The sequence below is a fragment of the Methanomassiliicoccales archaeon genome (assembly GCA_029907465.1).
GTDB lineage: Archaea > Thermoplasmatota > Thermoplasmata > Methanomassiliicoccales > JACIVX01 > JACIVX01.
The window spans coordinates 20,900-44,648 of the sequence record JARYLV010000010.1 but is presented as its reverse complement, the minus strand read 5'-3'; the positions used below and the strand labels follow the sequence as shown (position 1 = coordinate 44,648).

Sequence of the window (23,749 nt, the reverse complement as noted above, 5' to 3'; positions counted from 1 at the left end):
TTCAAGAGGGAACAGTTGAACCAAACGAGTTTTTCCTTACATAGTTTCGAGCAGTAGGCAAGTCATCAATGATCATCGATGACTTTTGTAGATCTTTCTATCACCATATTCATCATTTGTGGATTTTAGTTGTCTCTTCAATTTTCGTTTGCTAATGAATAAAATCATACGGCCGTAACATGTACGTTACCAAACCATTGAACGACTACCTTAATAAAAACTGGGAACTGTTGATCTCGTTAAGTCGGAGGTTTTGAAAAATGGATCGAGGAAGCGTGTTGAGGCGAGTAGTTCACATGTTTACACCGGCTTTTCTCGTTTACTATTTTTTACCTGACCCTCTTTGGGTTGGAGGTCTTGAAAGAGAATCTGCGTTGCTCCTTCTTCTTTCAATCATCCTCGTTGCTGAGGCTCTACGCTTAATCTTTAAACCACGCATCATCGGTTTAAGAGAATATGAGCAATACCAGATATGTGCGGCAGTTTGGGCAGCTGTTGGCATGGCCATTGCCTTTCTTTTCTTCCCTCTCGAATACTCGGCGCCAGTTCTCATGGGAATGGGCTGGGTTGATCCGCTCATTGGAGAGCTAAGAAAGAGAAAAAGTCATTTCTATCCACTGGCCCCCCTCATTGTCTATTTTGCAATTGCTTTTTCTTCAATGATTTATTTGATCGGGATGACCCCCTCGGTTTTTATCGCAGCGGTTGTTGCAACATTCCTTGCTGTTGGTATTGAGAGAATCAAATCAAGATTCGTCGACGATGATTTTCTCATGATCATTGTACCACTGATCGGAATCGCTATGACATTCGCTCTTGTCAAATAAATATGAATTATGAGGATTAATCACCGCCCGAAAAACGATTTCTTTGGGTATCTGGTTATTCCCCTCTGAATGATTTGAATAGGGCCATTGTGGCATTTCTGAGCGTCCTCAATTGTATCGTGCACCTTATCGCAAACGAGACACTGATAGACCACTTTCATCCCTTTCCGGAAACTCCAAAGAGGTTTATAATACATTTGCAGGATGCAGCGATGCCAGCCTCACATTATTTCTTGGCTTCTGGCCTTTCTTATGCATGCTATCCTTTTATATTTTCACAATTCAATAAGGTACCGTATGAACAGGATCAAGGTTATCAACGACCCCTCTGATCTAGTGCCAATGTTGAGGGCAGTTGATACCAAGATAAAACGGGAAGTACTCAAAGAAGTGACGCTTGAATGGCGCACTTCGAAGGAGATTGAAGAGAAATTTGGCCCAGAGGGTAAGGAAGCACTGAAATTCTTTGAGAAAATGAAGCTTGTCGAAACGAAGTGGCAATCAGTCGCTGGGTCTCATCCTGATAAGGCGTACCATACCTATTATACATCCTTTCATATCAACGCATCTTGGCCAGTATACGAAATCAGCGATGTCCTAGCAGCTGCTATGATGCCTGAAGAAGAATTTCAGGAGATCGAAAGGAAGATTCTGGACCTCGTAGGATCAGAGGGCAAATTCGCTGGCGACGTTGCTGAAGCCCTTGGTATCACTTCGACGATGCTGAAGAGCCTGGTAAAGCGCTCAGTCAGACTCGATTACCGTGGTCACAGGATTGAACGGATCAAAGACTGAATTTTGGAAGCTTTTCGATGGCAGAGATTTGGGTATTGAGACTCGGTCATCGCCCAGAGAGAGATAAGAGGGTGACGACCCATGTAGCTCTAACAGCGCGAGCTTTCGGTGCGAAGGGAATTATCGTCACGACGAAGGATGAGAAATTAGAGCAGGGGATCCGAAGCGTTAATGAGCGGTTCGGCGGGGACTTCGAGATAAGGACAGGAATCAGAAACTGGAAAGAATTTGTAAAGAGTTTTGACGGGGATGTCGTCCATCTGACGATGTACGGCATACATATCGACGATGCACTCCCGAAGATAAGGTCTGAGCGATTGCTCATAGTCGTCGGTGCAGAAAAGGTACCGCCGGAGATGTATGAGCTCGCAACTTTCAACGTCGCTGTAGGAAATCAGCCGCATTCTGAAGTAGCGGCCCTAGCAGTATTCCTTGATAGGTTTCTTAAGGGCGAGGGGCTCAGAAAAGACTTCAAAGGGCGGATGAAAATCATCCCGTGCGAGAGGGGGAAGAGGGTTGTCAGCGATTCCGACTGAAGGGGAATGTCTTCGGATTCTCATCGAAGAAGGAGCGAATCGCAGTATTGTCGAACACTGCTGCATTGTCAAAGAGGTAGCTAAAAGGATCGGAGAGTGTTGCGGTGCTGACATTAGGCTTGTAATCGCCGGTGCGCTCCTTCACGATATCGGAAGGACGCGGACGCATGGCCTTGACCATGTGATCGAAGGTATGAAAATCGCGATGGAAAGGAATTTGCCTGTTGAGGTCGTGAGAATCATTCAGAGACATCTTGGCGCGGGGTTGACGGAGAAAGAAGCGGAGCTACTCGGTTTCCCGCCGGGTAACTACATGCCAGAGACACTCGAGGAAAAGATCGTTACACACGCTGACAATCTCGTTGATGAAAACGGTGTGAGATCGGTCTGGGACGCTTCTGCGGATTTTGAGAGGCGTGGTTTCCTCGATGCCGCTAAGAGAATGAAGATGATGCACGAAGAACTGTCCCGATTATGCGACAGGGATATCGACGAACTGCTTTTTCCTCTCAAGAGACGTGTGAAGTTCAGCGGGTCGTGTAGCGAGTATATTCTCCAGCAAGGTACAGATCCCTGAGTTTGTGATATTCTTCAGCATTTCGAGCAGCACGATCTCGGATACCCGGATCATCTTGTTTGACGATTTTTCCTGGGACACCGACGACAATCGATCTCGGCGGTATCTTCGTCCCCGCTGTGATCAATGCACCAGCACCAATGATGCACTCATCGCCAACGATCGCCCCGTTCAGAATCGTTGAGTGCATACCGATGATACAGTAATCGCCGATCGTTGCACCATGAATCACGGCACCGTGACCAATCGATACGTTTTTCCCTATGACATTCGGAAAATCTTCATCGCCGTGAATGGTTACGTGCTCCTGGATATTCGAACCTTCACCAACCGTTATCGAATTCAAATCTCCCCTTAAAACAGCATAGGGCCAGATACTGACCCCTTCCTCTATACTGACATTGCCTATGATGACAGCCGTGGGATCGATGAAAACTTTCCCTTTGATATTGATTGCCATGAGCGCCCCGAATGAAGTCTAAAGGAAAAAACTTCTCCCCCGTTTTCCTTTTCCGTTATAGTTTCACAGGAGGTTTCTTTGTCGTTACCCTTTTCGGGAAATACTTAAGGATGATCACGTCACCAACAGCTTGGATCCACCGGTAAGGGATGTTAATGGCCTTCGAATCCTCGACGAGTAGTGGATTTGTCTCGCTAATGAAAATGCCATCAACACATTTCTTCTCCAGTTCGATGACGAGGTTGTTAACATTCCCGACGAAGATGCCGTTTGGGGTATAAACCTGCAACCCAATGAGTTCTGAAGCTTCCTCCAACATCAGCTATCCATATGTCTGTTACTTCTTAAAAAGCCTTCGGATTTGACGTGGAATCAAGAAGATTTTATGGATCAATTGTTGCGGGGCCATAAGTTTATGAATTATTATTTGGCCGAATTTCATGGTTAGATGCGCACGATTTCCATATTCTTTCGAGCTTATAGGCAATGGTGCTCTTATTCCCCGAAATATCAGGCAGAAAGTTTAATAGCCGGCGCTATATTATCGGTTTTGTCTAAATCGAACACAACCGATAGGTGATCATGGTATGGACGAATTGGAAGAAATTCGAAGAAAGAAAATCAAGGAATTGATGGAAGCTGCCGAGAGGCACACTGACTCTCAATGGCCCTCAGAGCCCATCGTGATCGACGATGTCGGTTTTGATGGTTTTGTAAATAGATACGAGGTCGCCGTCGTGGACTGCTGGGCGCCATGGTGCGGTCCGTGTCGGATGATCGCGCCTGTCATAGATAGTTTGGCTAGGGAGCTCCAAGGGCGTGTTGCCTTTGGCAAACTAAACACAGATGAAAATCAAAGAATTGCCTTGCAGTATCGAATACAGGCTATCCCAACGCTCCTCGTTTTCAAGAATGGGAAGCTCGTCGACAGAATCGTTGGCGCCATGCCAAAAGACCAGATTATGAAAAGAATTCAGAAATTCATGTAGGGCGTAGAAATGAGGGATGAAGAGCATCGCATAAGGCTTGAGAAACTTGAAAAGGAGCTCGCCGAGTTGGAGGCAAATCGGCCAGCTCACTCTCCCAAACTATCTCTCGAAATGAGAATTGACGAACTGCGCGATGAAATAGCCGCCCTGAAAAAGATTATAGGAAGACAATAGCGCCGGTTCCAGATTTTTTGTTGATCAAATTTTCGAGTTGTGCAGAATAACTGTTATAACGGCACAACATCATTTTCATTTGATGAAGGATTTGGAAACGGATGTTGCGGTTATCGGATGTGGGCCAGCTGGGCTCCAAGCTGCCATTCATGCCGCGAGGAGCAAAGTGAAGGTTACACTTATTGGCCATCCAGAGAGAAGCGCGCTTGTGAAGTCGAGGGTCGAGAATTACCTCGGGATCGAATCGGCAGAAGGCGAAGAAATATTGAAAACTGGGGTAAGCCAGGCAAAGAGATTTGGCGCTCAAATTCTGGAGGAGGATGTGATTAAGGTAAGCAAGGATGAAAAGCGTTTTTTAATCGAGACTGACCATGAAAGAAAGATAATCGCAAAAGCCCTCATACTGGCACCTGGTATTTCAAGAGTTAAGCTTGGTATCAAGGGCGAAAAAGAATTCCTTGGCCGGGGTGTCAGTTACTGTGCATCTTGTGACTGTAATTTCTTCAAGGGCAAGAGGGTTGCTGTTATAGGTGATGAGAGTGTCGCCGCATCATCCGCGCTTCTCTTGAAAGAATACGCCAGCAAGGTATTTTGGATTTCAAGAGAAATGAAGGTCGCGAAACCGTTGCTCGACAAGGTCAAATCAACAACGATCGAGATCATTTCTCCCGCGACACCTGTAAGAATCTATGGCGACGAGGTCGTCACTGGTCTAGAGCTCAACGACGGCCGGAAGCTCGATCTTGATGGTGTCTTCATTGAACTCGGTGCCAAGGGTTCGATCGAACTTGCGCTCGAAATCGGAATCATACCAGACCCAAGTGGGCTGATTACAGTCGATCATGATTGCAAAACAGAAGTCGACGGCGCCTTTGCCTGTGGAGATGTGACGGGCCAACCATGGCAACTGGCAAAGGCGGTGGGGCAGGGCTGCATCGCAGGCCTCAAGGCAGCAGAGTTCGTCAAGAACCAGGAGGGTTGATTTTTTGATATGGCCCTTGAAAACGAGTTGATCGCGGGAATACTTCGGGGCGAAGGCGGATTTAGAGAGGCGTTAAGAAAGGTACTCGAAGAAGACCTCCAGATGAGTGTTTCTGAGTTCTGTGCAAAGACGGGACTTTCGATGAGCACAATTTACAAAATCATGCAGGATAAGAGAGAGCCAAATCTGCGGACAGTGAGGAATATCATTCTGGCAGTACGCAAACTTGAGAAACATCCGACAGGCAATTTCATCGCTGTCATTGCAAGTAGGCCAGTCCTTGAGAAAATTGAGGAACGCACGATTAAGATCGGCGGTAAGAACATCAGAGTTAAAGAATACCCTGCGGCGACTATGGAGGAAGCGATCATTTCTGCTGTGAGGGCTGAGAAGGATGGTGCCCTCGCGGTCGTCTGCGCCCCTATCGTTGCTCCAACAGTCGAAAAAATTCTATCGGTGCCAGTGACGGTCGTGATTCCGCACGACTCCGTGTTAAGGGCGATCGAACTGGCGGCGAAAAAAGTGTATTGAATTAGGCCGATGGTGTCGGCCTGACAACCTCTCTTTCCAGCTCCGCCAAAATGTGTTTTCTGAGTGACGCAAATTCGACGCTCGCTCTATCTCTAGGACGAGGCATCGTGATTTCGAAAATCTCTTTGATCGTCCCTGGCCGTGCAGTCATGACTACTATACGATCAGCTAAATAAACCGCCTCATCGACTGAATGCGTCACGAAAAGCACGGTTTTCTTTGTTTCGGCCCATATCCGCAGGAGCTCCTTTTGCATCATATTTCGTGTCTGCGCATCAAGTGCGCCGAACGGTTCATCCATCAGGAGAATTTTCGGATCATTTGCTAGCGCGCGTGCGATCCCCACCCGCTGTTTCATTCCACCGGAGAGCTCGTATGGATGTGAGTCCTCAAAACCTTTGAGACCGACGAGCTCGATGTATTTATCGGAAATCGCCCTTCGCTTTTCTTTTGGTACTTTTCTAATCTCAAGTCCAAATTCAATGTTTTTCCTGACCGTTCGCCAGGGAAACAGAGCGAACTCTTGAAACACCATGCCGCGATCGGAACCTGGCCCAGTAATCTCGACACCATCAAGTTTCACGGAGCCAGAGGTCTTTGATTCAAGTCCGGCCACGATGCGAAGGAGCGTGGTCTTTCCGCAGCCAGAAGGGCCAAGAACGCATACAAATTCGTGGTCCTTAACCTCGAGGGTGAAATCGGTGATCGCGACGAGTTCCTCATCGTCCTTCGGAAATCTCTTTTCAAGTTTCTCAATGGTCAGCGTCATTTCATCCCCATCAATCGCGACAAGTACTGCTCAATATACCTGCTAATGCCCACCGTCAAGATCCCCAGAATTGCAATGACGACCATTCCGGCATACATGTATTCATATTTACCGAGTTGCTCCATGAAGTAAATATAGTAACCTACTCCGCCTCCCACGGCGCCAATCATTTCAGCAGCTACTATACACATCCAACCAATACCCAGACCGATTGTGATGCCGGTCATGAGGAACGGAACGGTTGATGGGAAAATCACCTTTGTGAAGAGTCTTATCCGATCGGCACCGAGTGTACGCGCCGCATCTATGAGGGTTGGATCAACCGATTTCACACCGAAGATGACATTTGAGAGAAGAGGGAAGAAGACGCCAATGAAGATGACCATGACGGGGCCCCAAAAGAGCTTGAAGATGAGGAGAAATACTGGTACCCACGCAATCGGGGGTATGGGTCTGAAAACCTCGATCACTGGCTTTGCGACGGTTTCTGCCGTCCTGAAAAATCCCATCATCAGACCCAGTGGGACTGCGACACAAAATGCAAGGACAAAACCGAGTAGAAAACGCTGGAGGCTCGATGCGATGTTGTCGTCCATCGTGATGCCAAGGGACGGCGCTGGCGTAAGAAATGAATCGACGAACGCCTGAAAGACTTCATAGGGCCCGGGCAAATATGCGCGGTTGATAACTATTGAAAAGAGCCACCACACGACCAGGAATCCAGCCAGGGAAAGGGGTGTGATCCATAAAATCCGGAGGGTTCCAGTTTCGGAGATCTTCCTCCACTTCTTCTTGAGCCTTTCCCAAGGTGAAATCATCTGCATCCCTTATTAAATCAAAAGAGAAAAAGGTTTGGAGGGACCTTACGTCCCCTTGAGTTTGAGCTTGTAACCGTGCTCGTTTGCGTAGAACATCAGCAACAGATGCTGTATTGAACCAGGTCCCGGTGTTGCAACCGTCTGGCCATTCAACTCGCTGAAGCTCGTGATCCCTGCTTTAGCGACGATCGCCGACCCGCCGCTGTTGACTAATGAAACGATTTCTATCGGGATGTTCGCGTTGATGCGTTTTAAGAGCGCTGGCGGGCTTCCAAGGTAACCCATATCGATTTCATCTCGAGCGAAACCGTCCATCAAGAATGCACCGTTTGCATAGGGTAGGGGCGATTGAATCTCCACACCATACTTCTCAAATAGCGTCTTTCCGCCCCACAACGTTTCATTCGCCGCAACAACTCTCGCGAACTGATGGAGGTCGCCCATCAGGTAACCCAATCTCACGGTACCGAGAATCGTGTCGCTCGGCTCGACAGTCATCGCTTTTTCCAAGTAGCTCGTGTTGACAATGGAATCGACAAAAGCTGTCACATTCGCGTATCCGCTGAGGGAAGTGATCTGTCCTAAGTCGGCAAACATTGAAGTATAGTTTTCAAACCATTTCTTCACCGGTTTCGTAATCTCGTAGTTGAATTCGATGTGCTCAATCGCAGACTCTACGACCGTTGTATTCCTGTTACTGAACTCTGCTCCAATCTCCAAAAGTTTCGTGTAATTCTCGCCACCGTTTTCGATCGTTTCGATGATCCAGTTCGTCGCATCGATGTGCGCTCTAATAACTCTTGCAACAAGATCGTTGTTCTTCGCGGCATCTGATTCGGCAAAGCTCGTTTTCACAGCGATGACACAGCATGGATGGTGTGGCCATATGTCGTTTGACCATGCGATGACGTTGGCGGTACCGTCCACTAAGGAATCCGAAACATAAGGTTCCCAGCTGACAGCTCCTTGGACGGTGTTGGTCTGCAATGCAGCACGCTGGTTCGCCGGTGCGACGGCACTCCAGTATATCACTTTTTCCTCCGCTGCTGGCTTGTACAAAACTGCGGCGGCCACAACGGCGAGAATTGCTATAATAGCTACAATAATTGCATAAATTGCCGATCGCTTCATGAGGTCACCGATTTCTATAGTTTAACTGGTCTATAAATGGTTTCTCCCTAGAAGGAAAAAATTTGTCCTACTTGTACATTTTTTCTCCTCAATTCCACACAATGGTATTTGATAGACTGATCCCTAGAGGTATTGGATTTTTTAAGCAAGGTGCGACTCTTGAATGACACAGCTAATGCTTTTTCTTGATAGATATCAGAGTTCGATATTGATTTTCAATTCATCCAATTTCATTCATCATGAGAGGTTTTTGCGATTATTTCGGTATATCGTGAAAAAAGAATTGCAATAGCGAAAGAAAAAAATTAATAAGCTTTAATAATCTCGAGTTATCCGATATTATGTTCCAGCTCAACGTGGTAAGCAACACACCCCTGACACCAATTAATGACGTCGAGGAAGTCGCTACTGAGTTCCTCAAGCAGATAGGATACCTGCCAATGAATTTTGATCCGAAAAAGAAGAGGGGAAATTCGACAGAGGGGATTCCCTACAAGCTCTTCGTAGAGTGCTTCATAAAAAATATGAAACGTGTCTGGCTTGTCGAAGAGTTGGCAATCTATCTCAAAACAACGAAGCCAACAGTTTACAGACATCTCAACAAACTGAAATCGATGGATTTGATCGAAGAAGTGGAGACTATGCGCGATGGGCAAACAAAGAAGGGATACCGCATTCGATACGGTGATCTCCGCAAGGCATGGAGCTTCACCGAAGCAAATGTGCAGATGGCGATGGATAATTACCGCAAAACGGTTGATCATCTCCAAAAATTAATCGAGGAGGCAAGGTAGATGACTGGCAAAGATCTCGAACCAAATCTCACAAAGGGCTCGAAGTGCAGGGTGATCAGCAAAGGTGGCGAGGGGCAGCCATTATTGACAACTGGTGAGTTCAAGGGGTACGTTGCTTTCGGACATGATACGGCTATCAGTATTGAACTAGACGACTCCCATGGAGAAGAAGCGGGGAGAATCAGATTGATCCCATGCATCGCCGTTCTTTCGATCGATCTGTTGCATTTGAAAAAAGAAGAGGAGAAAAAGGAAAGCGAGGAGAGAGAAGTTTATTTCAGGTAAATGCGATCAAATGATGAACCACTTTTCCATTGATCGGGAACACTCCAAAACAAACCAGGTTGATCGGAATCGTTGGAGTTACCATGAAGCCTTGATCAGGCAGATCGTCGGAGGAGCGATAAAAGATAGGAAGAGTCTCCAGACCGCGAAGATTACACTGGCAAAACAGTTCAACCTCAGCGAAATACCGCCTAACTCAGAGACTTTAGCAGTTGCAGATGAGGAGGAGTATCCACTCGTCTTAAGGTTATTGCGAAGGAAGCCCACGAGAACTCTGAGCGGGGTGGCGGTCATCGCTGTAATGACTTCGCCTGCGCCGTGTCCGCATGGTAAATGTATCTATTGCCCTGGCGGGGTTGAATACGGATCCCCGCAATCCTACACTGGAAAGGAACCAGCGGCGAGAAGGGCCTCGGCCAATGAGTATGATGCATTTCGACAGGTGAGGAGCAGGATCGCACAGCTCGAGGCCATCGGCCACCCTACCGACAAGATAGATCTGATCATCATGGGTGGGACATTTACAACACGTCCAAGGGAATACCAGCTATCATTTGTGAAGGGATGCTTTGATGCCCTGAATTCAAAAAGCAGCGAGTCGCTCGAAGAGGCGCACGAGATCAATGAAACGGCCGATCACCGATGTATCGGAATGACCGTCGAGACAAGGCCCGATTCGTTCGATCGAGAGAAAGCAGAGTTCTCGATGTATCTGGGCGCCACGAGAGTTGAGTTTGGCGTGCAAATACTTGACGACGAGATACTAAGCGTGGTGAAACGGGGGCACGGCGTGTCGGAGGTCGTCAAGGCGACGCGCATCGCAAAGGAATTGGGGCTAAAAGTCTGCTACCATATTATGCCTGGCCTACCCGGCTCATCGAGAGAAAAAGACCTCGCGAGTTTTTCGAAGATGTTCGAAGATGAAAGATTCAGGCCAGACATGTTGAAGATCTACCCGACGCTTGTAGTTAAAGGGACGCCACTCTATGATCTCTGGAAGGGCGGGAAATACAGGCCTTATTCGACTGAAGAAGCCGTGGAAGTCATCGCCGAGATGAAAAAAATTGTGCCTCCGTATGTCCGTATCCAGAGGATTCAAAGGGATATACCTGTGCCGTTGATTGAGGCAGGGGTCGACAAGGGACACCTGAGGGAGCTCGTCAGAGAAAAAATGAAGGAGGACGGAGCGAGCTGTCAGTGCATTAGGTGCAGAGAAGTGGGGTTACTCGGCGTCGACCTCAACGAACAATTAAATGCTGAACTCAAGATCATCAAATACCGGGCCTCCGACGGTGACGAGTATTTCATTTCCTATGAGTTACCAGATCAAAACGCACTTGTTGGCTATGCAAGGTTAAGGATCAATGATTCGCCTTTGAATGACACCGCGCATTTAAGAGAGTTAAAGGTCTTTGGCCAGATGTTGCCAATCGGTCAGAGTGGAGAATCATGGCAACACCGGGGGTTCGGCAGACAGCTGATCGCTGAGGCGGAGCGGATCGCGCGCGAAAGAGGTTGCAGGGAGATAAAGGTCACAAGTGGCGTCGGTGCGAGGCGATACTATTCCTCCATGGGATATGTGCGGGATGGCGTGTATATGGCGAAACGACTTTGATCGTTTGTAGTTCAAAAACCAATATTTTTATTTCACAGTGATGATGCATAATTTGGTGTTTTATTGGGGTGTATCAGCTGCGGTGAAAAAACGGCCGAAAATGTACTACTGTGCAAGGCATGTTTTGAGCGACTGAAAGACCCCTTCGCGCTTCTACCATCATCTCTCGATCCGACCGCTGACGTAAGGCTAAATCGTCTCTGTAGCGTATCGATGAGGATTGGCCCCTTTTCCGATTCTGATGTCGCCTTTGGCAAGGGTCTTGAGACGATCACTAGATTTAGAGAGCTTTCGATGGCGGATAATAAAGATCAGCTGCCGATCCTCATTGATCGATACCTCTCGATGCTTGGGATTGATCTTAGATTGAATGGTGACGAACGTTTGCCGCGGAGGGCTTTCTTGCGCCAGATTGTTGATGTGACTTCAGACCTAACTTTTTCTGGGGAATCATGGGCTCGTGCTTCTATTAGATTGGGCAATATTGAGGCAATTACTGCCAGAGAGGTGATGAACCTGCCGATTGAACCGTCGGCTTCGATCCCTTTTGCGAAATCGATGGCAGAAAGTGCAATGAAGCGGTATGGGCATGGCGCGCCTTATCCCGGTCTGAAGAAGATCACTGAGGTGAACAAGGCGGTTATCCTTCATTTCATCGGATCAAGCGATGAAGCGATCAAGAGGCTCGATCAGCTCCTCGACTCTGAGGATTTTGTCGAGGAAAAGAATAACATACTGATCTGGAAAGCGAGCATATTTCTGGATTTGGGTAGGCATGCGGAAGCAACCAAAGTCATGGGAGAACTGCCGAAAGATGCTCAAGGAAGGAGGGTTAACAGACTCCGATTGCTCCTGGGCGGATTGAAATGAAAGAAATTGAAGAGATCCTCGAGGAGAGACTTGATGCGAGAATCGCCAATGCGCTGAGGACACTGAGTGATGAGGAATTCAGAGACACCGTTATTGAATTGCTGGGTCTAATGGAACTCAGGGTCACTGGAGCAATCTACTCCGACGATACTGTGCTCGTCGAAGGCGAAGGCAAGGAGGGAAAATATCTCGTCATGGTCTCCAGACGTGCCGCTGATGCCTCTTCAGAAGGGCTCAGGAAGATCAAGGAAAAAGCTGAGCTTGAGGGAAGACGCCCTGCTCTCATCGTTTTAGGTGACTTTGATGAAGACGCGCGGCAACTTGCAACCGATAACCAGATCGCTTACGCTGATCAATCTCGTTTTCTATCGTTGGTTAAGAAATTTGGAATTGGGTCTAAATTGCTCAAGGAAATCGACCGTCGCATACTGGAGCAGGAGGGTGCGAGATACCTTCCGAGTATAGGGAGATTTGACGCAGTGCTCGGTGCCGCGGAGGAGGCGATGAGACAGAAGAACTACGAGAAAGCGCTCGTCCACATAGAAGAGGCACTCCGATTGAAACCAGATCATTTTGTGGCCTGGCAGAAGAAAGCGATCGCTCTTGCAGAAATTGGAAGGAATGAAAAAGCGGTGGAGGCCTGCAGGAAAGCGATAGAGCTGAAGCCCGATGACGCATACTCATGGTATCTGCTCGGGGTCTTCCTCGGCAGGCTCAGCGACTTCAAGGGCGAATTGGCTGCATACGATAATGCCTTGAGGTTATCACCTGCGATGCGTCCGGTACTCCTCAACAAAGGCGCTGCACTCTACCAGCTCGGCATGTTCGACGAAGCGCTGAAGGTTTATGAACTAATGCTAAAATCATACCCTGGGGATGCTCAAGCTCTCAACAACCGTGGTCTCGTACTCAAGGCTCTCGGTCGACTGACTGACGCGCTCCATTCCTTCGAGCTCGCGATCAAGAGCGATCCTAAGAATCTTGAGGCGTTGATTAATCGCGCATCCCTTTTGTCCGAATTCGGTTCAGTTGGCGAAGCTGTCGATGCATGGCAGGAAGTCGTGAGAGTTGAGGGCGGTAAAGCAGAACTCTGGCTAAATCTCGGGAGGGCCCAGAAGGCGGCAGGCCTTTTCGATGATGCGGCCAAGTCGTTTGGTGTTGCCCTCGTTCTGAATCCAAGTCTTTCTGAAGCGGTTATTGAGCGTGATGAAGCACTGGCTGCGGCAGATATGACTGCTCCCCCAGAAAGAAAACGAGACACTGGCATAGCCAGGGAATTTTTGAATGCGGCGATCATCCTTCGGGCGATGGGAAGACCAGAGGAGGCATTGATGGAGGTCGAAAAGTGTCTCAAGATAGAACCTCTGACGCCAGAGGCGCATCGGCTGCGTGGCGAACTGCTGCTCGATCTCGGCCGGTTTGAGGAAGCGCTCATCTCTATCAAGGAAAGTGTCAGAGAGATCCCAGGAGACGTATTCAACCTTCTTGATCTTGAGGCAGTCACCTATCGCCTTGGGAAAAAAGAGGAGTGTCTGAGGATCCTGGAAGGACTTCATGACTCCATCGAATCCGATGCCAGGCGATTGTTACTTCTGCTTGAAATGAACCGGCTCGAGCGGCTTGATATCTCTCTCATAAAAAATGAGACATGGATTATGCGTGAGCTGCGCATTCTTTTACTCATAGCATCTGGAAACTACGGGAAGGCTGTTGAGGAAATCGAAGAGATCGTTGCTAAAGGGGAGATCACACCTGAGTTGATGAACAATCTTGGCGTATGTTATCGTCTCCTGGGCGATTTCGAGCGATCTGCAAAGGCGTTTAGAGACGCGATATCGCTCGCCCCGGCATATGCCGATGCGTGGAACAACCTCGGATGCGTCAATTATCTCCAAGCGGATTATGCACAAGCGTTAAAGTGTTTTGAGGAAGCGTTATTGCTTGAGAAACGCCCCTCCTTCCATCTCAACAAGGGGATATGTCAACTCGCAATTGACGATCTTGAGGGCGCGTCTGACTCGTTCACCTCCGCGTTGCGCATTGAGCAGAGCGCTGATGCGCTCAACTGCCTAGGAATCGTGGCGGAGAGAAAAAAAGAGTTCATCAAAGCTCTTGAGCTTTATAACGCGGCAATTGAAAAGAACCCAAAATTTCATGATGCAATTGCGAATCGCGACCGCGTGCTGAGTATTGTCAAAGAAGGTAAGAAATAAGGCCAATAAGTACGCAAAAAATCTCAGCTAATGTTCATCACGACGACGTCGCGCACGGCCCGCATCTCGCTGAAGGGTAAGATGAGTCTGCCCTGTGCGTCAGTCTTGTATAATCGGGTTTCAATCTCTTCTGCTGGCACCACAAGCACATGCTGAATTTCTCCCGTTGTCGTATCGATAACAAAGTTGTCAATCATCCCCAAGATCTGCCCATCATTTGTCATTACAGTTTTACCCTTCAACTCCGTGATGAACTTCCTCATTACGAGCACCTTCTATAATGATTTTGATAACTGGTTATATGAATGATATTGTCCATATTTAGCTTTATCTCATAGGGTCTGGATAAGCTATCTAATCTGGGAAGGGCAGGACGTATTGGCGCCATTATAGAAATTCTTATCATTCCATGATGTTGCCTAATAATCATTCCCTGCAGGTGCCTTCCGAAGCCTCAGCATTTCCCGTACCGGAGTGATCTGACTGGTAACTCGCATTCGAGACAAACCAAAAAAATGTAAATGCTGGGTGATAGAACGGAAAGGTTTATTAGCTGGGCTTCTTCTTAAGCTTCTCCCGAGGGAGATTAAAAAGTCTCGTAAAACGGGTCGTTACCCATGGGCTTAAGCTACAAGCTTCATTATCAATCAAAAGAGAGTGCTTTCGTTAACATTGCTGGTGACTACCGATATCTCAGCGAAGGGCACTACGAGAGTGTCGAAGCTGAGGTGCAAGAAATCCCTGTTTATCCGCGGGTGAAGGAAGCGCTTGATGCGTATGTTGTTCCATTGTGCATGGAAAGGGCTAAACGAGCCGGCATCCCAGTTCCAGAATATTATATCTCGAACGGATTCTTTGAGCCTCCTGCAATCATATACCCTATTAATCCTTTCATGCGACGACACAGCGTTGTTTACAAAGAAGGGCACGTGAAGACTATCGGCAAATCGTTGACGAGGAATTACAAGTATCCAATACTTGTCCAGAGAATTAGAGAGGATGCATCGATCAGGGAATTCAAATGTATTCTCGGCACTACAACAACCGACGAGTTCGAAACGATCGCTAATCAGATCTGGAATCTCTTTCACCTGCCAATCTGTAAAGTGAGGGTCATCGAGGATGGCGAGGTCCTGCTCAGCGCAATTGAACCATTACCGCTCCATCAGCTCAAGAGTAAGGAGCTGAAACTCCTCAGGAAGGCGAACGAATGGCAAATATAGCGTGCTTCGTTGAGCGCTATACGATTAATCGTTCAGAGGAACTTAACGCCCTCACGAATTTCAAGGTCACAGCGCTCAACCTAGGACATCGTTTTGACTATATTTTCAGGTCGGAAATTCACAGGATTCCTGAGTTCGATGCACTCTTCATCAGATCTACAACCGACCCGATGAACGCGTCATACGTCGCCTCTCGCATAGCGGAAATGAACGGCCTTAGGGTGATCGATGATCCCGATTCGATCATCATTTGCTGCGATAAAATCAATATGTATCTTAGATTGCAGAAGAACGGGCTGAGAGTTCCAGAGACGCGCTTCCTCGATAAAAACACTTTGAATCCTGACACGGCCAGAAGAGTTTTCGAAGAGCTTGGATGCCCTGTTGTGTTGAAAGCACCGTTCAGCAGTTTTTCAACTTACGTCGAGAAGGTAGAGAATCTATCCGAGTTCCTGGAGACTGCGAGGAGATACTTCCGGAGAACGAGCGCCATTGTCGCCCAACGCTTTGTCCCTTCTAACTTTGACTGGCGTGTTACGACGCTTAACGGAGAAGTGCTCTTTGTCTGCAAGTACATCATGCCCCCGAGTAGTTGGAAAATCCAACATAGAGAAAATGGACACGTGACATGGGCGAGAATCCAGGCAATGGACCTCAAAGAAGTCGATCCAGAATTAATCGAAACAGGTATCGAAGCATCCGCTGCTATCGGGAAAGGCCTGTATGGAGTTGATATAAAAGAAGTCGATGGGGAATACCTGGTCATCGAGGTCAACGACAATCCTAATATCGACGCGGGAGGCGAGGACGCAAAGAACCCGGAGGTCTACGAGAGGATCATACGATACCTAGCAGGTGGCTAAAAAGTGATCAGGACAGCGTCTCCCCAGGATATTCCTGAAATTCAGAAACTCGAGGACGAATCTTTCAATATCGATGCCTTTTCACACCGGCGGATGTCCTATCTTATCAAGAAAGCTCAATCTGCAACGCTAGTCTACGAGAACAATGGAATTCGTGGCTACATCCTCCTGCTATTCAGAATGGATACACCAGCTGCTCGGGTCTATTCGATTTGTGTTCATCCTGCGTATCGTAAGATGGGAATAGGTACGGAACTGATGCGGGCTGCGGAAAGACTGGCCGTTGAGCGAAAGTGCACGAAGATGACGCTCGAGGTCAGCGAATTGAATTCCGATGCGATAGCATTCTATCAAGCGCTTGGATTCAGGACTGTTAAGAAACTTGAGAACTATTATTCCGGGGGAGTTGACGGACTGAGAATGGAGAAGACGCTACCTTGATCCGGGAATACTGGTAACAGGTATTCACCTGTAGGCGCCAAGTTCTTCCCATCCGGTCTTTGCCTTCTGAAGTGTATGGCCGATACTCTCGTACTGCTTCATGGTATTCTTATCTGCTGAAGGCCGGACGATTTTGAGTGCTGCATCGAAATGGCGCATCTCCACATGGCACGCATCCTTGTTCTCTCTCAGCGCGTTCATCGCGGCTTCCCTGCAAAGGTTTTCGAGATCCGCTCCGACGAATCCCTCTGTCCTCGCAGCGATTGACCCCAGATCGACGTCCTTCAACGGCATCGATCGCGTATGAATCTTCAAGATCGCCAACCTCGCCTCCAGGTCGGGCACTGGGATCAGAACGAGGCGGTCGAACCTTCCTGGCCTGAGAATCGCAGGATCCACGATATCTGGGCGGTTGGTTGCGGCGATCACCGTGACCCGATCGAGGCTCTCGAGTCCATCCATGCTCGTCAGCAGCTGGTTGACAACACGTTCGACGACTTTCGTATCGCCGCTGAGCCCCCGTTTCGGTGCAATAGCATCGATCTCATCAAGGAAAACAATCGAGGGAGCAACCTGCTTTGCACGCTTGAAAATCTGGCGGACCGCCTTCTCACTCTCCCCAACCCACTTGCTCATGATCTCCGGCCCTTTAATCGAGATGAAGTTTGCCTTCGACTCAGTCGCGACAGCCCTGGCGATCAGCGTCTTCCCAGTACCAGGCGGTCCATAAAGAAGGATCCCCTTAGGAGGCTTGATGCCCATCCTGCGGAACGCCTCAGGGTCTTCGAGGGGCATCTCGACCATTTCCTTCAACTGCTGTTTCACATCTTCGAGTCCGCCAATGTCGTCCCATGTAACCCTCGGGATCTCGATGAGCACTTCTCTCATCGCGCTCGGCTCGACTTCCTTCAGAGCTTCATCGAAGTCTCTTGCGGTGACCTTCATCTTTTCCAGCAGTTCCGGCGGAACGGGTTTATCGAGATCGAGTTCCGGCACATACCGCGCGAGACATTTCATAGCAGCTTCCCTCGCAAGGGCGGCGAGATCCGCTCCGACGAATCCATGTGTCAAGCTTGCGTACTTATCAAGATCGACGTCCTCAGCAAGTGGCATCCCTCGTGTGTGAATCTGCAATATCTCTTTCCTGCCTTCTTTGGTCGGGACGCCAATTTCAATCTCTCGATCAAACCGCCCGGGTCGTCTCAAAGCGGGATCGAGTGCGTCCTCACGATTCGTCGCACCAATGACGATGACCTGCCCACGTCCACCGAGCCCGTCCATAAGCGTAAGAAGCTGAGCCACGACTCTCCGCTCCACTTCGCCCTGAACTTCCTCGCGTTTTGGTGCGATCGAGTCGATCTCATCGATGAAAATGATTGAAGGCGCATTTTTCTCGGCTTCCTCGAACTTCTCGCGCAGTTTCTGCTCACTCTGACCGTAATACTTGCTCATGATCTCGGGGCCCTGTATCGCGTAGAAGTTTGCGCCCGCCTCGTTCGCCACGGCCTTCGCAATGAGTGTTTTTCCAGTTCCTGGTGGACCAAAGAGAAGGACACCCTTAGGTGGATCGATGCCGAGACGATCGAAAAGCTCAGGGTGTTTGAGTGGTAGCTCAATCATTTCGCGTACTCTTTGTAACTCGTACTCTAGGCCGCCGATGTCATCGTAAGTGACAGACGGTGTAACGACCTCTGTCGTCTCCACAGGTTCTGTTTTCACAGAAAGTTCTGTATGCTCCCCCACGACGACCACGCCAGAGGGCTGTGTGTTGACGACGATGAATGGCAGGAATCCGCCCATCAATGCGATGTTTGGGATGATGATCTCATCGCCCTTGATCAGCGGTCGGTTAATGAGCCCCTTCCTGAAAAGTTCCTCAACGCCCTGGCCGAATCTGACCTTCTTCCCTTGGGGGATCTTCGGCGCGACGACAACCTTCGATGCTGGCTGCGGGTCCGCCCTGGAGACGGTGACCTTCTCCCCGATCGAGACACCAGCGTTTGACCTGATCATGCCATCGATACGAATGATCCCTTTTCCTTCGTCCTCCTGAGATGCTCTAAATACTTTCGCGACAGTTCTCTTCTTTCCAACGATCTCAATGACGTCTCCGACCTCAACTCCCAATTCCCTTCTCGTCTTTGCGTCGATCCTTGCCCTTCCGAGTCCAACTTCAGATTGGTGCTGGGCGCGAGCCACCCTCAGGGTCACGGACTCTGCCATATTACCCCCACATTCTTTGACTGCACAATGCTTCAGCGAGTCTTAAACCTTCCTGACCCCTGGCCTTCACAAGTTATCTTAAAATTTCGATTTTGAACACAAAGGATTAATGCGGGGGGAAGACATGAGTCCCGAACATGCAGATGGATGCTGAGTGCGTGCCCTGCCTCCTTGGTCGCGTGCTTTACGAGACACGCCTCTGCGCGCCCGATCGGAAGGAAGAGGTGATGGTAGAGTGCCTGAAGACGCTGTGTGAGAAATTTAGGATCGGCGCGAATTCGGCCGATGTGGCGACTCATGTGCACCGGCGAGCATATGACCTTCTTTGCCCTGATCCATACAAGGATTTGAAGAGAAAGAGCAATCTGACAGCGCTCTCAATGTTCGAAAGGGCGCGATCCTATGTGTATTCCGCGAACGATAAATTGAAAGCCGCCTGTTTGTGTTCGATCGCCGGCAATGTCCTCGATTTCGGTATCCGCGCGTCGGTGGAAGGACCTGAGCTGTTTTCGAATGCCTTCGACTCGATCGTCGCGCAGGGACTCGATGTAGACGACACACCCAGAATGAAAAGAATCCTTGAAGGGGCGGACAGTGTGGTTTATCTTTTCGACAATTGCGGGGAGATCGTGTTCGATAAGTTGTTGATAGAGCAGATCAAGTCCTTTGGGGCGAAGGTGATAGGCGTCGTGAAGGGAGAACCGATCCTAACGGACGCGACACGAGAAGACGCGGTTGAAACTTCAGTCGCGTCCCTCGTTGACGATCTGGACACAACTGGCATGTTTGCGATTGGCATCAACGTTTTAAGAATGTCTGCGGAACTCAGGAATAAATTCGAAAAGGCAGACCTTATCGTCTCAAAGGGAATGGCAAACTTCGAGGCACTTTCGGATTATGCGTTCAAACCGATTGCGTATATTCTGCGAGCGAAGTGCAGACCCGTCGCAAGGGCAATAGGCGCGAGAATCAATGACAATGTCGTCAGAGTCGTTGAATAGGTGTCCGGCTGGCGGTGTCAAGCGATGAAAATCGAATCGGTTGATTTCATGAAGATAAGGCTCGAAAGGGAAGAACCCTTCCGCATTGCGACGGGAGTATCGAAAGATACAGTCAATTTCTTGATCATAATCCATGCCGGCGATATTGATGGCCTGGGCGTGGCCGTGCCAAATTCCGTAACGAAAGAAACAGCTGAATCAATCGAGAACTCGATTTTGAAGGTCAGGGGTATACTCATAGGTTGCGATGCCGAGGATATCGATGGAATCCATAACATTTTGGACAGGAAACTCCCAGGGTATCCCGCGGTCGAAAGCGGCGTCGACCTCGCGATTTACGACCTCATTGGAAAATTAAAAGGGTTCGAGGTCTGCGATATGCTCGGCCGGATGCGCGATTGTATAGAGACATCGTTCACGATCGGTATAGAGGATCTCGAAACATCTGTCAAAAAAGCGGCGAATGCTGTCAAGTCAGGCTTTCGCGTTCTCAAGATTAAAACGGGGCTGGACGTCAACGGAGATATCCGTCGGGTCGGGGCGATCAGGGATGTTGTTGGATCAGGAATCAGGCTTAGGGTTGACTGTAACCAGGGGTATAGCTTCGAAGAAGCGAAGCGATTTGTCGAGGAGCTTGATTGCCTGGATGTCGAATTCGTCGAGCAACCAGTTTCAGCAAGCGATTTTGAGTCGATGAAGAAACTCTCTTCGATATCGTCGATTCCGATTATGGCCGATGAATCGGCCAAGACGCTAGATGACGTGAACAGGATCATCAGGGAGGACTGTGCATCGATGATCAACCTTAAACTCGTCAAATTCGGCGGAATTCACTCAGCAGTTATCATAGATACGCTTTGCAAGGATCATGGTATTGGTATTCAGGTTGGTTGCATGTCGGAGTGCGCGGCGTCGATTGCCGGCGGCCTCCATTTTGCTCTCTCAGGAAAGGCGGTCAAATACGCCGATCTGGACTCGCATTTTTCTTTTGTGAATGATCCGACCAATGGCGTCGAGTTCAGGGATGGTAGACTGTATACGAGCGGATCTCCAGGTCTTGGTGTCAATTTGATCGTCAGCGAGGATTGAGAGATCCTTATCGAAAACGATATCGGTTAAATGGATCGTCCGACATGGTTTCATTATGCCACCTTTTTATTACTTCCGTGTATATCCGTTTTGAAACGTTCGTCTCGGAGATGAGTTGATGCGGAGGATTGACCAGGCAGTCGTACTCGCTGGTGGCGAGGGCACGAGGTTGAAGCCACTGACGAACACGAGGCCGAAGCCTTTGCTACCGATTCTCGACAGGCCCTGTCTCGAATACGTGATCGAATCTTTGTCGAGGGCCGGCATCAGTGATATTTTTTTGACATGTTCATATAGGTCGGCAGATGTTGTCGCTGCAATTGGGAATGGCGAGAGACTCGGTGCCCGTATCATCTATTCTTTTGAAGAGGAGCCGATGGGAACTGCTGGCGCTGTTAAGCTCTTGGAAGAAAAGCTTGACGAGACTTTTGTCGTCGCGAGCGGGGACGTGCTCGCAGACGTCGACATAAAGTCGCTCATCGAGTTCCACGAGCGTCACGAGGCTGATGTCACAATCGCCCTTACACAGGTGGAAAGACCTGAGGAGTTTGGCATCGTCGGTCTAGATGATCAAGGACGGATTTTGAAGTTCAAGGAAAAGCCCTCCCCACAAGAGGTCTTTTCGAACCTCATTAACGCTGGTATTTACGTGTTGAAAAAAGAGGTCCTGGCGGAGATACCTTTCGGTGAAAAGTTCGACTTCTCGAGGAATCTATTTCCGAGGCTCCTTGCGGCAGAAAGGAAATTGTTTGGCTTTAGGATCCCCGGATTCTGGAAGGATATCGGAAGGCCCTTTGACCTCTTAGAGGCGAATATCAAGATGGCGGATCGGACGCAAGCACATTTTCGGGATGGATTGGTGCCATCGGGCGATCGTTTTGTCAAGGGAAGTGCGAAGATCGTCGGCAGCTCCTATGTCGGGCGGGATGTCGCTCTCGGCGAAGGTTGCGTCATCTCTTCATCGGTAATCGGAAAAGAGAGCATGATTGGTGATGGGAGCGAAATTGTCAACTCCTTGGTATTGGGCCGATGCCACATTTCAAACAACTGTGTGATCAGTGAAAGCATCCTCGGGGAGGGATGCGTGATCGGACCTGGCGCAAGAATTGTGAGAAGCGTCCTGGGCGACGGCATCGAGATCAAGGGTCCCCGTTCACTAGAGGGCGCCACAGAAGAGTGAGCCGAGCGACTCGGCGCGATTGATTCGAGCGCTTCGGTTAAATAGTTCTGCAGGGATTGCCGCTGGGTGAACGCGAAACACGAAGCGGCCCTCATCGCATCGAGCTTCATCTGGGGTACATCATTCGTCTCAGCGAAGATCGGCGTCGAACATATCGACCCGTTCCTTTTTTCGTTCCTACGGTTCGTCCTCGCATCAGTCGTACTCCTTTTTGTCTTGGCAGTGTCAAAGAGATTCAGCTGGCGGATTTTCAATGACAAGCTCGTATGGGGGATCGCGGGATTCAATGCCGTTGCGCTGGAACTGCAGCACCTAGGTATGACAATGACGAGCGCGACGAATGCCGTGCTTCTCATCGACATTAATGTGGTCTTCGTCGCCATCATTGCCTTTTTCGTTCTTGCCGAAGAGATCTCCAAGAAGGTTGTCATAGGTCTTGTGAGTGGTCTTGTTGGCGTGGTGATCGTCTCGACGAACGGCGATCTATCAGCAATCTTCACTGGGAGTTTCCTCGGCAATGCAATGGTCTTCTGCGCTGGTGTTCTCTGGGCGTTCTACATCGTTTATCAGAAAAAGGTTCTCATGAGGGAGCATGATGTCCTTCTCGTTACCTGTGCTGTGATTCTGGTAACGACGATCATTCTAGTTCCTTTAACCTTGATATTCACCGGGGATTATCAAGTCGATTTGTCTGGTGGTATGAGTGCGGTTTACACCGGAATCATTTGCACGGGCCTCGCCTTCCTTCTATACAATTACGGGCTGAAAGGAATGGGCGCGACGATCGCCTCAATCATCCTCCTACTCGAGATCGTTTTCGCCATGGTCTTCGCCTTCCTCATTTTGCAGGAAATTCCGACCATTGCCACTTGGGTCGGGGGAGGTTTCATTGTCTTCGCTATCGTTATTATATCAGTAAAGCGAAATAGAAAATGAGGATTTATATCGTGGTGTTGTTCAAGACGTATACTTGGCCAGCACTTCCGCAGCTTTTTCCGGCTGGTCGACGCCTATCGCAATTTCTTCCTTCGGTGTTCTCGCACCGAGAATGAAAATCGACTCGATGTTTATGCCCGCTCTCGCCAACTTTTTTGTCAACTTTGCGAGCTCCCCTGGTTTGTCGCTCAGGGAAACAACAAGCACTTCTCGCTCGGAAAACTCGAGCCCTGCATTTTTCAGAGCGCTTCTTGCACTGTTCTCATCGTCGGTGATGACGCGGATCATCGGCCGATTCGAGCCGAGGTCGGTCGAAATCCCGCGGATGTTCACCGAGTTTTTCGCCAGAATCTCCGCAATCCAGGCCACTTCTCCGGGCCTGTTTTGCACATAAATTTCGAATTGCTTCATCATCATTAGTAAAAAT

The 23,749-nt window shown here is 49.0% G+C and carries 29 protein-coding genes; 20 read left to right on the top strand and 9 right to left on the bottom strand.

Annotation, left to right across the window (positions count from 1 at the left end; all coding sequences use genetic code 11):
• The first annotated feature begins 260 nt into the window (after positions 1-260).
• Positions 261-827, top strand: coding sequence for a hypothetical protein (locus QHH00_05285; GenBank protein MDH7508797.1), 567 nt, complete (start codon positions 261-263; stop codon positions 825-827).
• Between the two features lie 20 nt (positions 828-847).
• Here QHH00_05285 and QHH00_05280 read toward each other — a convergent pair whose 3' ends face one another.
• On the bottom strand, positions 848-988 hold the full coding sequence (locus tag QHH00_05280; protein ID MDH7508796.1) for a hypothetical protein: 141 nt from the start codon (positions 986-988) through the stop codon (positions 848-850).
• A gap of 136 nt (positions 989-1,124) precedes the next feature.
• Here QHH00_05280 and QHH00_05275 point away from each other — a divergent pair, with 136 nt between their 5' ends.
• The 3 genes from QHH00_05275 to QHH00_05265 are packed head-to-tail and all read left to right on the top strand — an operon-like array spanning position 1,125 to position 2,735.
• On the top strand, positions 1,125-1,622 hold the full coding sequence (locus QHH00_05275; protein MDH7508795.1) for an ArsR family transcriptional regulator: 498 nt from the start codon (positions 1,125-1,127) through the stop codon (positions 1,620-1,622).
• Positions 1,623-1,639: 17 nt separating this feature from the next.
• Complete coding sequence (locus QHH00_05270) at positions 1,640-2,158, top strand: tRNA (cytidine(56)-2'-O)-methyltransferase (GenBank protein MDH7508794.1); 519 nt, start codon at positions 1,640-1,642, stop codon at positions 2,156-2,158.
• A complete protein-coding gene (locus QHH00_05265; GenBank protein MDH7508793.1) occupies positions 2,139-2,735 on the top strand; it encodes an HDIG domain-containing protein in 597 nt (198 codons plus the stop codon). Before QHH00_05270 ends, QHH00_05265 begins: the two co-directional genes overlap by 20 nt.
• Here the strand turns inward: QHH00_05265 and QHH00_05260 are convergent.
• The gene (locus QHH00_05260; GenBank protein ID MDH7508792.1) at positions 2,686-3,195 is read right to left on the bottom strand and encodes a gamma carbonic anhydrase family protein; all 510 of its coding nucleotides are present in this window, start codon (positions 3,193-3,195) and stop codon (positions 2,686-2,688) included. The two genes, QHH00_05265 and QHH00_05260, sit on opposite strands and share 50 nt — an antisense overlap.
• A gap of 55 nt (positions 3,196-3,250) precedes the next feature.
• Complete coding sequence (locus tag QHH00_05255; protein MDH7508791.1) at positions 3,251-3,514, bottom strand: PRC-barrel domain-containing protein; 264 nt, start codon at positions 3,512-3,514, stop codon at positions 3,251-3,253.
• 268 nt (positions 3,515-3,782) lie between these two features.
• On the opposite strand from QHH00_05255, the gene trxA reads away from it, so the two are divergent.
• The 4 genes from trxA to QHH00_05235 all read left to right on the top strand — a co-directional run bounded on the left by trxA (position 3,783) and on the right by QHH00_05235 (position 5,871).
• Positions 3,783-4,184: a thioredoxin gene (trxA, locus tag QHH00_05250; protein MDH7508790.1), complete on the top strand. Its 402-nt coding sequence runs from the start codon at positions 3,783-3,785 to the stop codon at positions 4,182-4,184.
• 9 nt (positions 4,185-4,193) lie between these two features.
• Entirely contained in the window at positions 4,194-4,358 is a 165-nt protein-coding gene (locus tag QHH00_05245) for a hypothetical protein (protein MDH7508789.1), read from the top strand.
• 82 nt (positions 4,359-4,440) lie between these two features.
• The gene (locus QHH00_05240; protein MDH7508788.1) at positions 4,441-5,340 is read left to right on the top strand and encodes an NAD(P)/FAD-dependent oxidoreductase; all 900 of its coding nucleotides are present in this window, start codon (positions 4,441-4,443) and stop codon (positions 5,338-5,340) included.
• Between the two features lie 9 nt (positions 5,341-5,349).
• Positions 5,350-5,871 (top strand): helix-turn-helix domain-containing protein, encoded by a 522-nt coding sequence (locus tag QHH00_05235; GenBank protein ID MDH7508787.1) that lies wholly within the window; start codon positions 5,350-5,352, stop codon positions 5,869-5,871.
• A 1-nt stretch (position 5,872) separates the two neighbouring features.
• Here QHH00_05235 and QHH00_05230 read toward each other — a convergent pair whose 3' ends face one another.
• The 3 genes from QHH00_05230 to QHH00_05220 are packed head-to-tail and all read right to left on the bottom strand — an operon-like array spanning position 5,873 to position 8,589.
• Positions 5,873-6,640, bottom strand: coding sequence for an ABC transporter ATP-binding protein (locus QHH00_05230; GenBank protein ID MDH7508786.1), 768 nt, complete (start codon positions 6,638-6,640; stop codon positions 5,873-5,875).
• Entirely contained in the window at positions 6,637-7,458 is an 822-nt protein-coding gene (locus QHH00_05225) for an ABC transporter permease (GenBank protein ID MDH7508785.1), read from the bottom strand. The genes QHH00_05230 and QHH00_05225 overlap by 4 nt, the downstream gene beginning before the upstream one ends.
• A gap of 45 nt (positions 7,459-7,503) precedes the next feature.
• Positions 7,504-8,589, bottom strand: coding sequence for an ABC transporter substrate-binding protein (locus QHH00_05220; GenBank protein MDH7508784.1), 1,086 nt, complete (start codon positions 8,587-8,589; stop codon positions 7,504-7,506).
• A gap of 341 nt (positions 8,590-8,930) precedes the next feature.
• On the opposite strand from QHH00_05220, the gene QHH00_05215 reads away from it, so the two are divergent.
• From QHH00_05215 to QHH00_05195, 5 genes are all read left to right on the top strand, one after another.
• Entirely contained in the window at positions 8,931-9,383 is a 453-nt protein-coding gene (locus QHH00_05215) for a helix-turn-helix domain-containing protein (protein MDH7508783.1), read from the top strand.
• Positions 9,384-9,668, top strand: coding sequence for a hypothetical protein (locus QHH00_05210; GenBank protein MDH7508782.1), 285 nt, complete (start codon positions 9,384-9,386; stop codon positions 9,666-9,668).
• Positions 9,669-9,759: 91 nt separating this feature from the next.
• Entirely contained in the window at positions 9,760-11,283 is a 1,524-nt protein-coding gene (locus tag QHH00_05205; protein ID MDH7508781.1) for a tRNA uridine(34) 5-carboxymethylaminomethyl modification radical SAM/GNAT enzyme Elp3, read from the top strand.
• Between the two features lie 63 nt (positions 11,284-11,346).
• The gene (locus QHH00_05200) at positions 11,347-12,153 is read left to right on the top strand and encodes a hypothetical protein (GenBank protein MDH7508780.1); all 807 of its coding nucleotides are present in this window, start codon (positions 11,347-11,349) and stop codon (positions 12,151-12,153) included.
• Positions 12,150-14,366: a tetratricopeptide repeat protein gene (locus tag QHH00_05195; GenBank protein ID MDH7508779.1), complete on the top strand. Its 2,217-nt coding sequence runs from the start codon at positions 12,150-12,152 to the stop codon at positions 14,364-14,366. Before QHH00_05200 ends, QHH00_05195 begins: the two co-directional genes overlap by 4 nt.
• Before the next feature lie 23 nt (positions 14,367-14,389).
• Here QHH00_05195 and QHH00_05190 read toward each other — a convergent pair whose 3' ends face one another.
• Entirely contained in the window at positions 14,390-14,629 is a 240-nt protein-coding gene (locus tag QHH00_05190) for a PRC-barrel domain-containing protein (protein MDH7508778.1), read from the bottom strand.
• 354 nt (positions 14,630-14,983) lie between these two features.
• Between QHH00_05190 and QHH00_05185 the strand changes: the two genes are divergently transcribed.
• From QHH00_05185 to QHH00_05175, 3 genes are read left to right on the top strand one after another with little or no spacing between them, the layout of a single operon-like run.
• The gene (locus QHH00_05185; GenBank protein ID MDH7508777.1) at positions 14,984-15,589 is read left to right on the top strand and encodes a RimK-like ATPgrasp N-terminal domain-containing protein; all 606 of its coding nucleotides are present in this window, start codon (positions 14,984-14,986) and stop codon (positions 15,587-15,589) included.
• The gene (locus QHH00_05180) at positions 15,577-16,452 is read left to right on the top strand and encodes a RimK family alpha-L-glutamate ligase (protein ID MDH7508776.1); all 876 of its coding nucleotides are present in this window, start codon (positions 15,577-15,579) and stop codon (positions 16,450-16,452) included. The genes QHH00_05185 and QHH00_05180 overlap by 13 nt, the downstream gene beginning before the upstream one ends.
• Before the next feature lie 3 nt (positions 16,453-16,455).
• Positions 16,456-16,893: an N-acetyltransferase gene (locus QHH00_05175; GenBank protein MDH7508775.1), complete on the top strand. Its 438-nt coding sequence runs from the start codon at positions 16,456-16,458 to the stop codon at positions 16,891-16,893.
• 24 nt (positions 16,894-16,917) lie between these two features.
• Here QHH00_05175 and QHH00_05170 read toward each other — a convergent pair whose 3' ends face one another.
• Positions 16,918-19,116: a CDC48 family AAA ATPase gene (locus QHH00_05170; GenBank protein MDH7508774.1), complete on the bottom strand. Its 2,199-nt coding sequence runs from the start codon at positions 19,114-19,116 to the stop codon at positions 16,918-16,920.
• A 137-nt stretch (positions 19,117-19,253) separates the two neighbouring features.
• Here QHH00_05170 and QHH00_05165 point away from each other — a divergent pair, with 137 nt between their 5' ends.
• The 4 genes from QHH00_05165 (at position 19,254) to QHH00_05150 (ending at position 23,322) form a co-directional block, all read left to right on the top strand.
• Positions 19,254-20,117 (top strand): ARMT1-like domain-containing protein, encoded by an 864-nt coding sequence (locus tag QHH00_05165; protein ID MDH7508773.1) that lies wholly within the window; start codon positions 19,254-19,256, stop codon positions 20,115-20,117.
• A gap of 24 nt (positions 20,118-20,141) precedes the next feature.
• Entirely contained in the window at positions 20,142-21,206 is a 1,065-nt protein-coding gene (locus tag QHH00_05160; GenBank protein ID MDH7508772.1) for a dipeptide epimerase, read from the top strand.
• Between the two features lie 118 nt (positions 21,207-21,324).
• Positions 21,325-22,386 (top strand): NDP-sugar synthase, encoded by a 1,062-nt coding sequence (locus QHH00_05155; protein ID MDH7508771.1) that lies wholly within the window; start codon positions 21,325-21,327, stop codon positions 22,384-22,386.
• 66 nt (positions 22,387-22,452) lie between these two features.
• Complete coding sequence (locus tag QHH00_05150) at positions 22,453-23,322, top strand: EamA family transporter (GenBank protein ID MDH7508770.1); 870 nt, start codon at positions 22,453-22,455, stop codon at positions 23,320-23,322.
• A 21-nt stretch (positions 23,323-23,343) separates the two neighbouring features.
• On the opposite strand, the gene QHH00_05145 is transcribed toward QHH00_05150, so the two are convergent.
• Positions 23,344-23,736, bottom strand: a complete 393-nt coding sequence (locus QHH00_05145) for an ACT domain-containing protein (protein ID MDH7508769.1) — start codon at positions 23,734-23,736, stop codon at positions 23,344-23,346.
• Positions 23,737-23,749 lie beyond the last annotated feature (13 nt).

Coding starts and splice junctions, on each gene's coding strand:
- QHH00_05245 (MDH7508789.1), top strand. CDS start 4,194: ATGAGGGATGAAGAGCATCGCATAAGGCTTGAGAAACTTGAAAAGGAG.
- QHH00_05195 (MDH7508779.1), top strand. CDS start 12,150: ATGAAAGAAATTGAAGAGATCCTCGAGGAGAGACTTGATGCGAGAATC.
- QHH00_05185 (MDH7508777.1), top strand. CDS start 14,984: ATGGGCTTAAGCTACAAGCTTCATTATCAATCAAAAGAGAGTGCTTTC.
- QHH00_05155 (MDH7508771.1), top strand. CDS start 21,325: ATGCGGAGGATTGACCAGGCAGTCGTACTCGCTGGTGGCGAGGGCACG.
- QHH00_05240 (MDH7508788.1), top strand. CDS start 4,441: ATGAAGGATTTGGAAACGGATGTTGCGGTTATCGGATGTGGGCCAGCT.
- QHH00_05230 (MDH7508786.1), bottom strand. CDS start 6,640: ATGACGCTGACCATTGAGAAACTTGAAAAGAGATTTCCGAAGGACGAT.
- QHH00_05180 (MDH7508776.1), top strand. CDS start 15,577: ATGGCAAATATAGCGTGCTTCGTTGAGCGCTATACGATTAATCGTTCA.
- QHH00_05170 (MDH7508774.1), bottom strand. CDS start 19,116: ATGGCAGAGTCCGTGACCCTGAGGGTGGCTCGCGCCCAGCACCAATCT.
- QHH00_05215 (MDH7508783.1), top strand. CDS start 8,931: ATGTTCCAGCTCAACGTGGTAAGCAACACACCCCTGACACCAATTAAT.
- QHH00_05270 (MDH7508794.1), top strand. CDS start 1,640: ATGGCAGAGATTTGGGTATTGAGACTCGGTCATCGCCCAGAGAGAGAT.
- QHH00_05235 (MDH7508787.1), top strand. CDS start 5,350: ATGGCCCTTGAAAACGAGTTGATCGCGGGAATACTTCGGGGCGAAGGC.
- QHH00_05160 (MDH7508772.1), top strand. CDS start 20,142: ATGAAAATCGAATCGGTTGATTTCATGAAGATAAGGCTCGAAAGGGAA.
- QHH00_05220 (MDH7508784.1), bottom strand. CDS start 8,589: ATGAAGCGATCGGCAATTTATGCAATTATTGTAGCTATTATAGCAATT.
- QHH00_05285 (MDH7508797.1), top strand. CDS start 261: ATGGATCGAGGAAGCGTGTTGAGGCGAGTAGTTCACATGTTTACACCG.
- QHH00_05260 (MDH7508792.1), bottom strand. CDS start 3,195: ATGGCAATCAATATCAAAGGGAAAGTTTTCATCGATCCCACGGCTGTC.
- QHH00_05255 (MDH7508791.1), bottom strand. CDS start 3,514: ATGTTGGAGGAAGCTTCAGAACTCATTGGGTTGCAGGTTTATACCCCA.
- QHH00_05275 (MDH7508795.1), top strand. CDS start 1,125: ATGAACAGGATCAAGGTTATCAACGACCCCTCTGATCTAGTGCCAATG.
- QHH00_05165 (MDH7508773.1), top strand. CDS start 19,254: ATGCAGATGGATGCTGAGTGCGTGCCCTGCCTCCTTGGTCGCGTGCTT.
- QHH00_05210 (MDH7508782.1), top strand. CDS start 9,384: ATGACTGGCAAAGATCTCGAACCAAATCTCACAAAGGGCTCGAAGTGC.
- trxA (MDH7508790.1), top strand. CDS start 3,783: ATGGACGAATTGGAAGAAATTCGAAGAAAGAAAATCAAGGAATTGATG.
- QHH00_05190 (MDH7508778.1), bottom strand. CDS start 14,629: ATGAGGAAGTTCATCACGGAGTTGAAGGGTAAAACTGTAATGACAAAT.
- QHH00_05145 (MDH7508769.1), bottom strand. CDS start 23,736: ATGATGAAGCAATTCGAAATTTATGTGCAAAACAGGCCCGGAGAAGTG.
- QHH00_05225 (MDH7508785.1), bottom strand. CDS start 7,458: ATGATTTCACCTTGGGAAAGGCTCAAGAAGAAGTGGAGGAAGATCTCC.
- QHH00_05280 (MDH7508796.1), bottom strand. CDS start 988: ATGAAAGTGGTCTATCAGTGTCTCGTTTGCGATAAGGTGCACGATACA.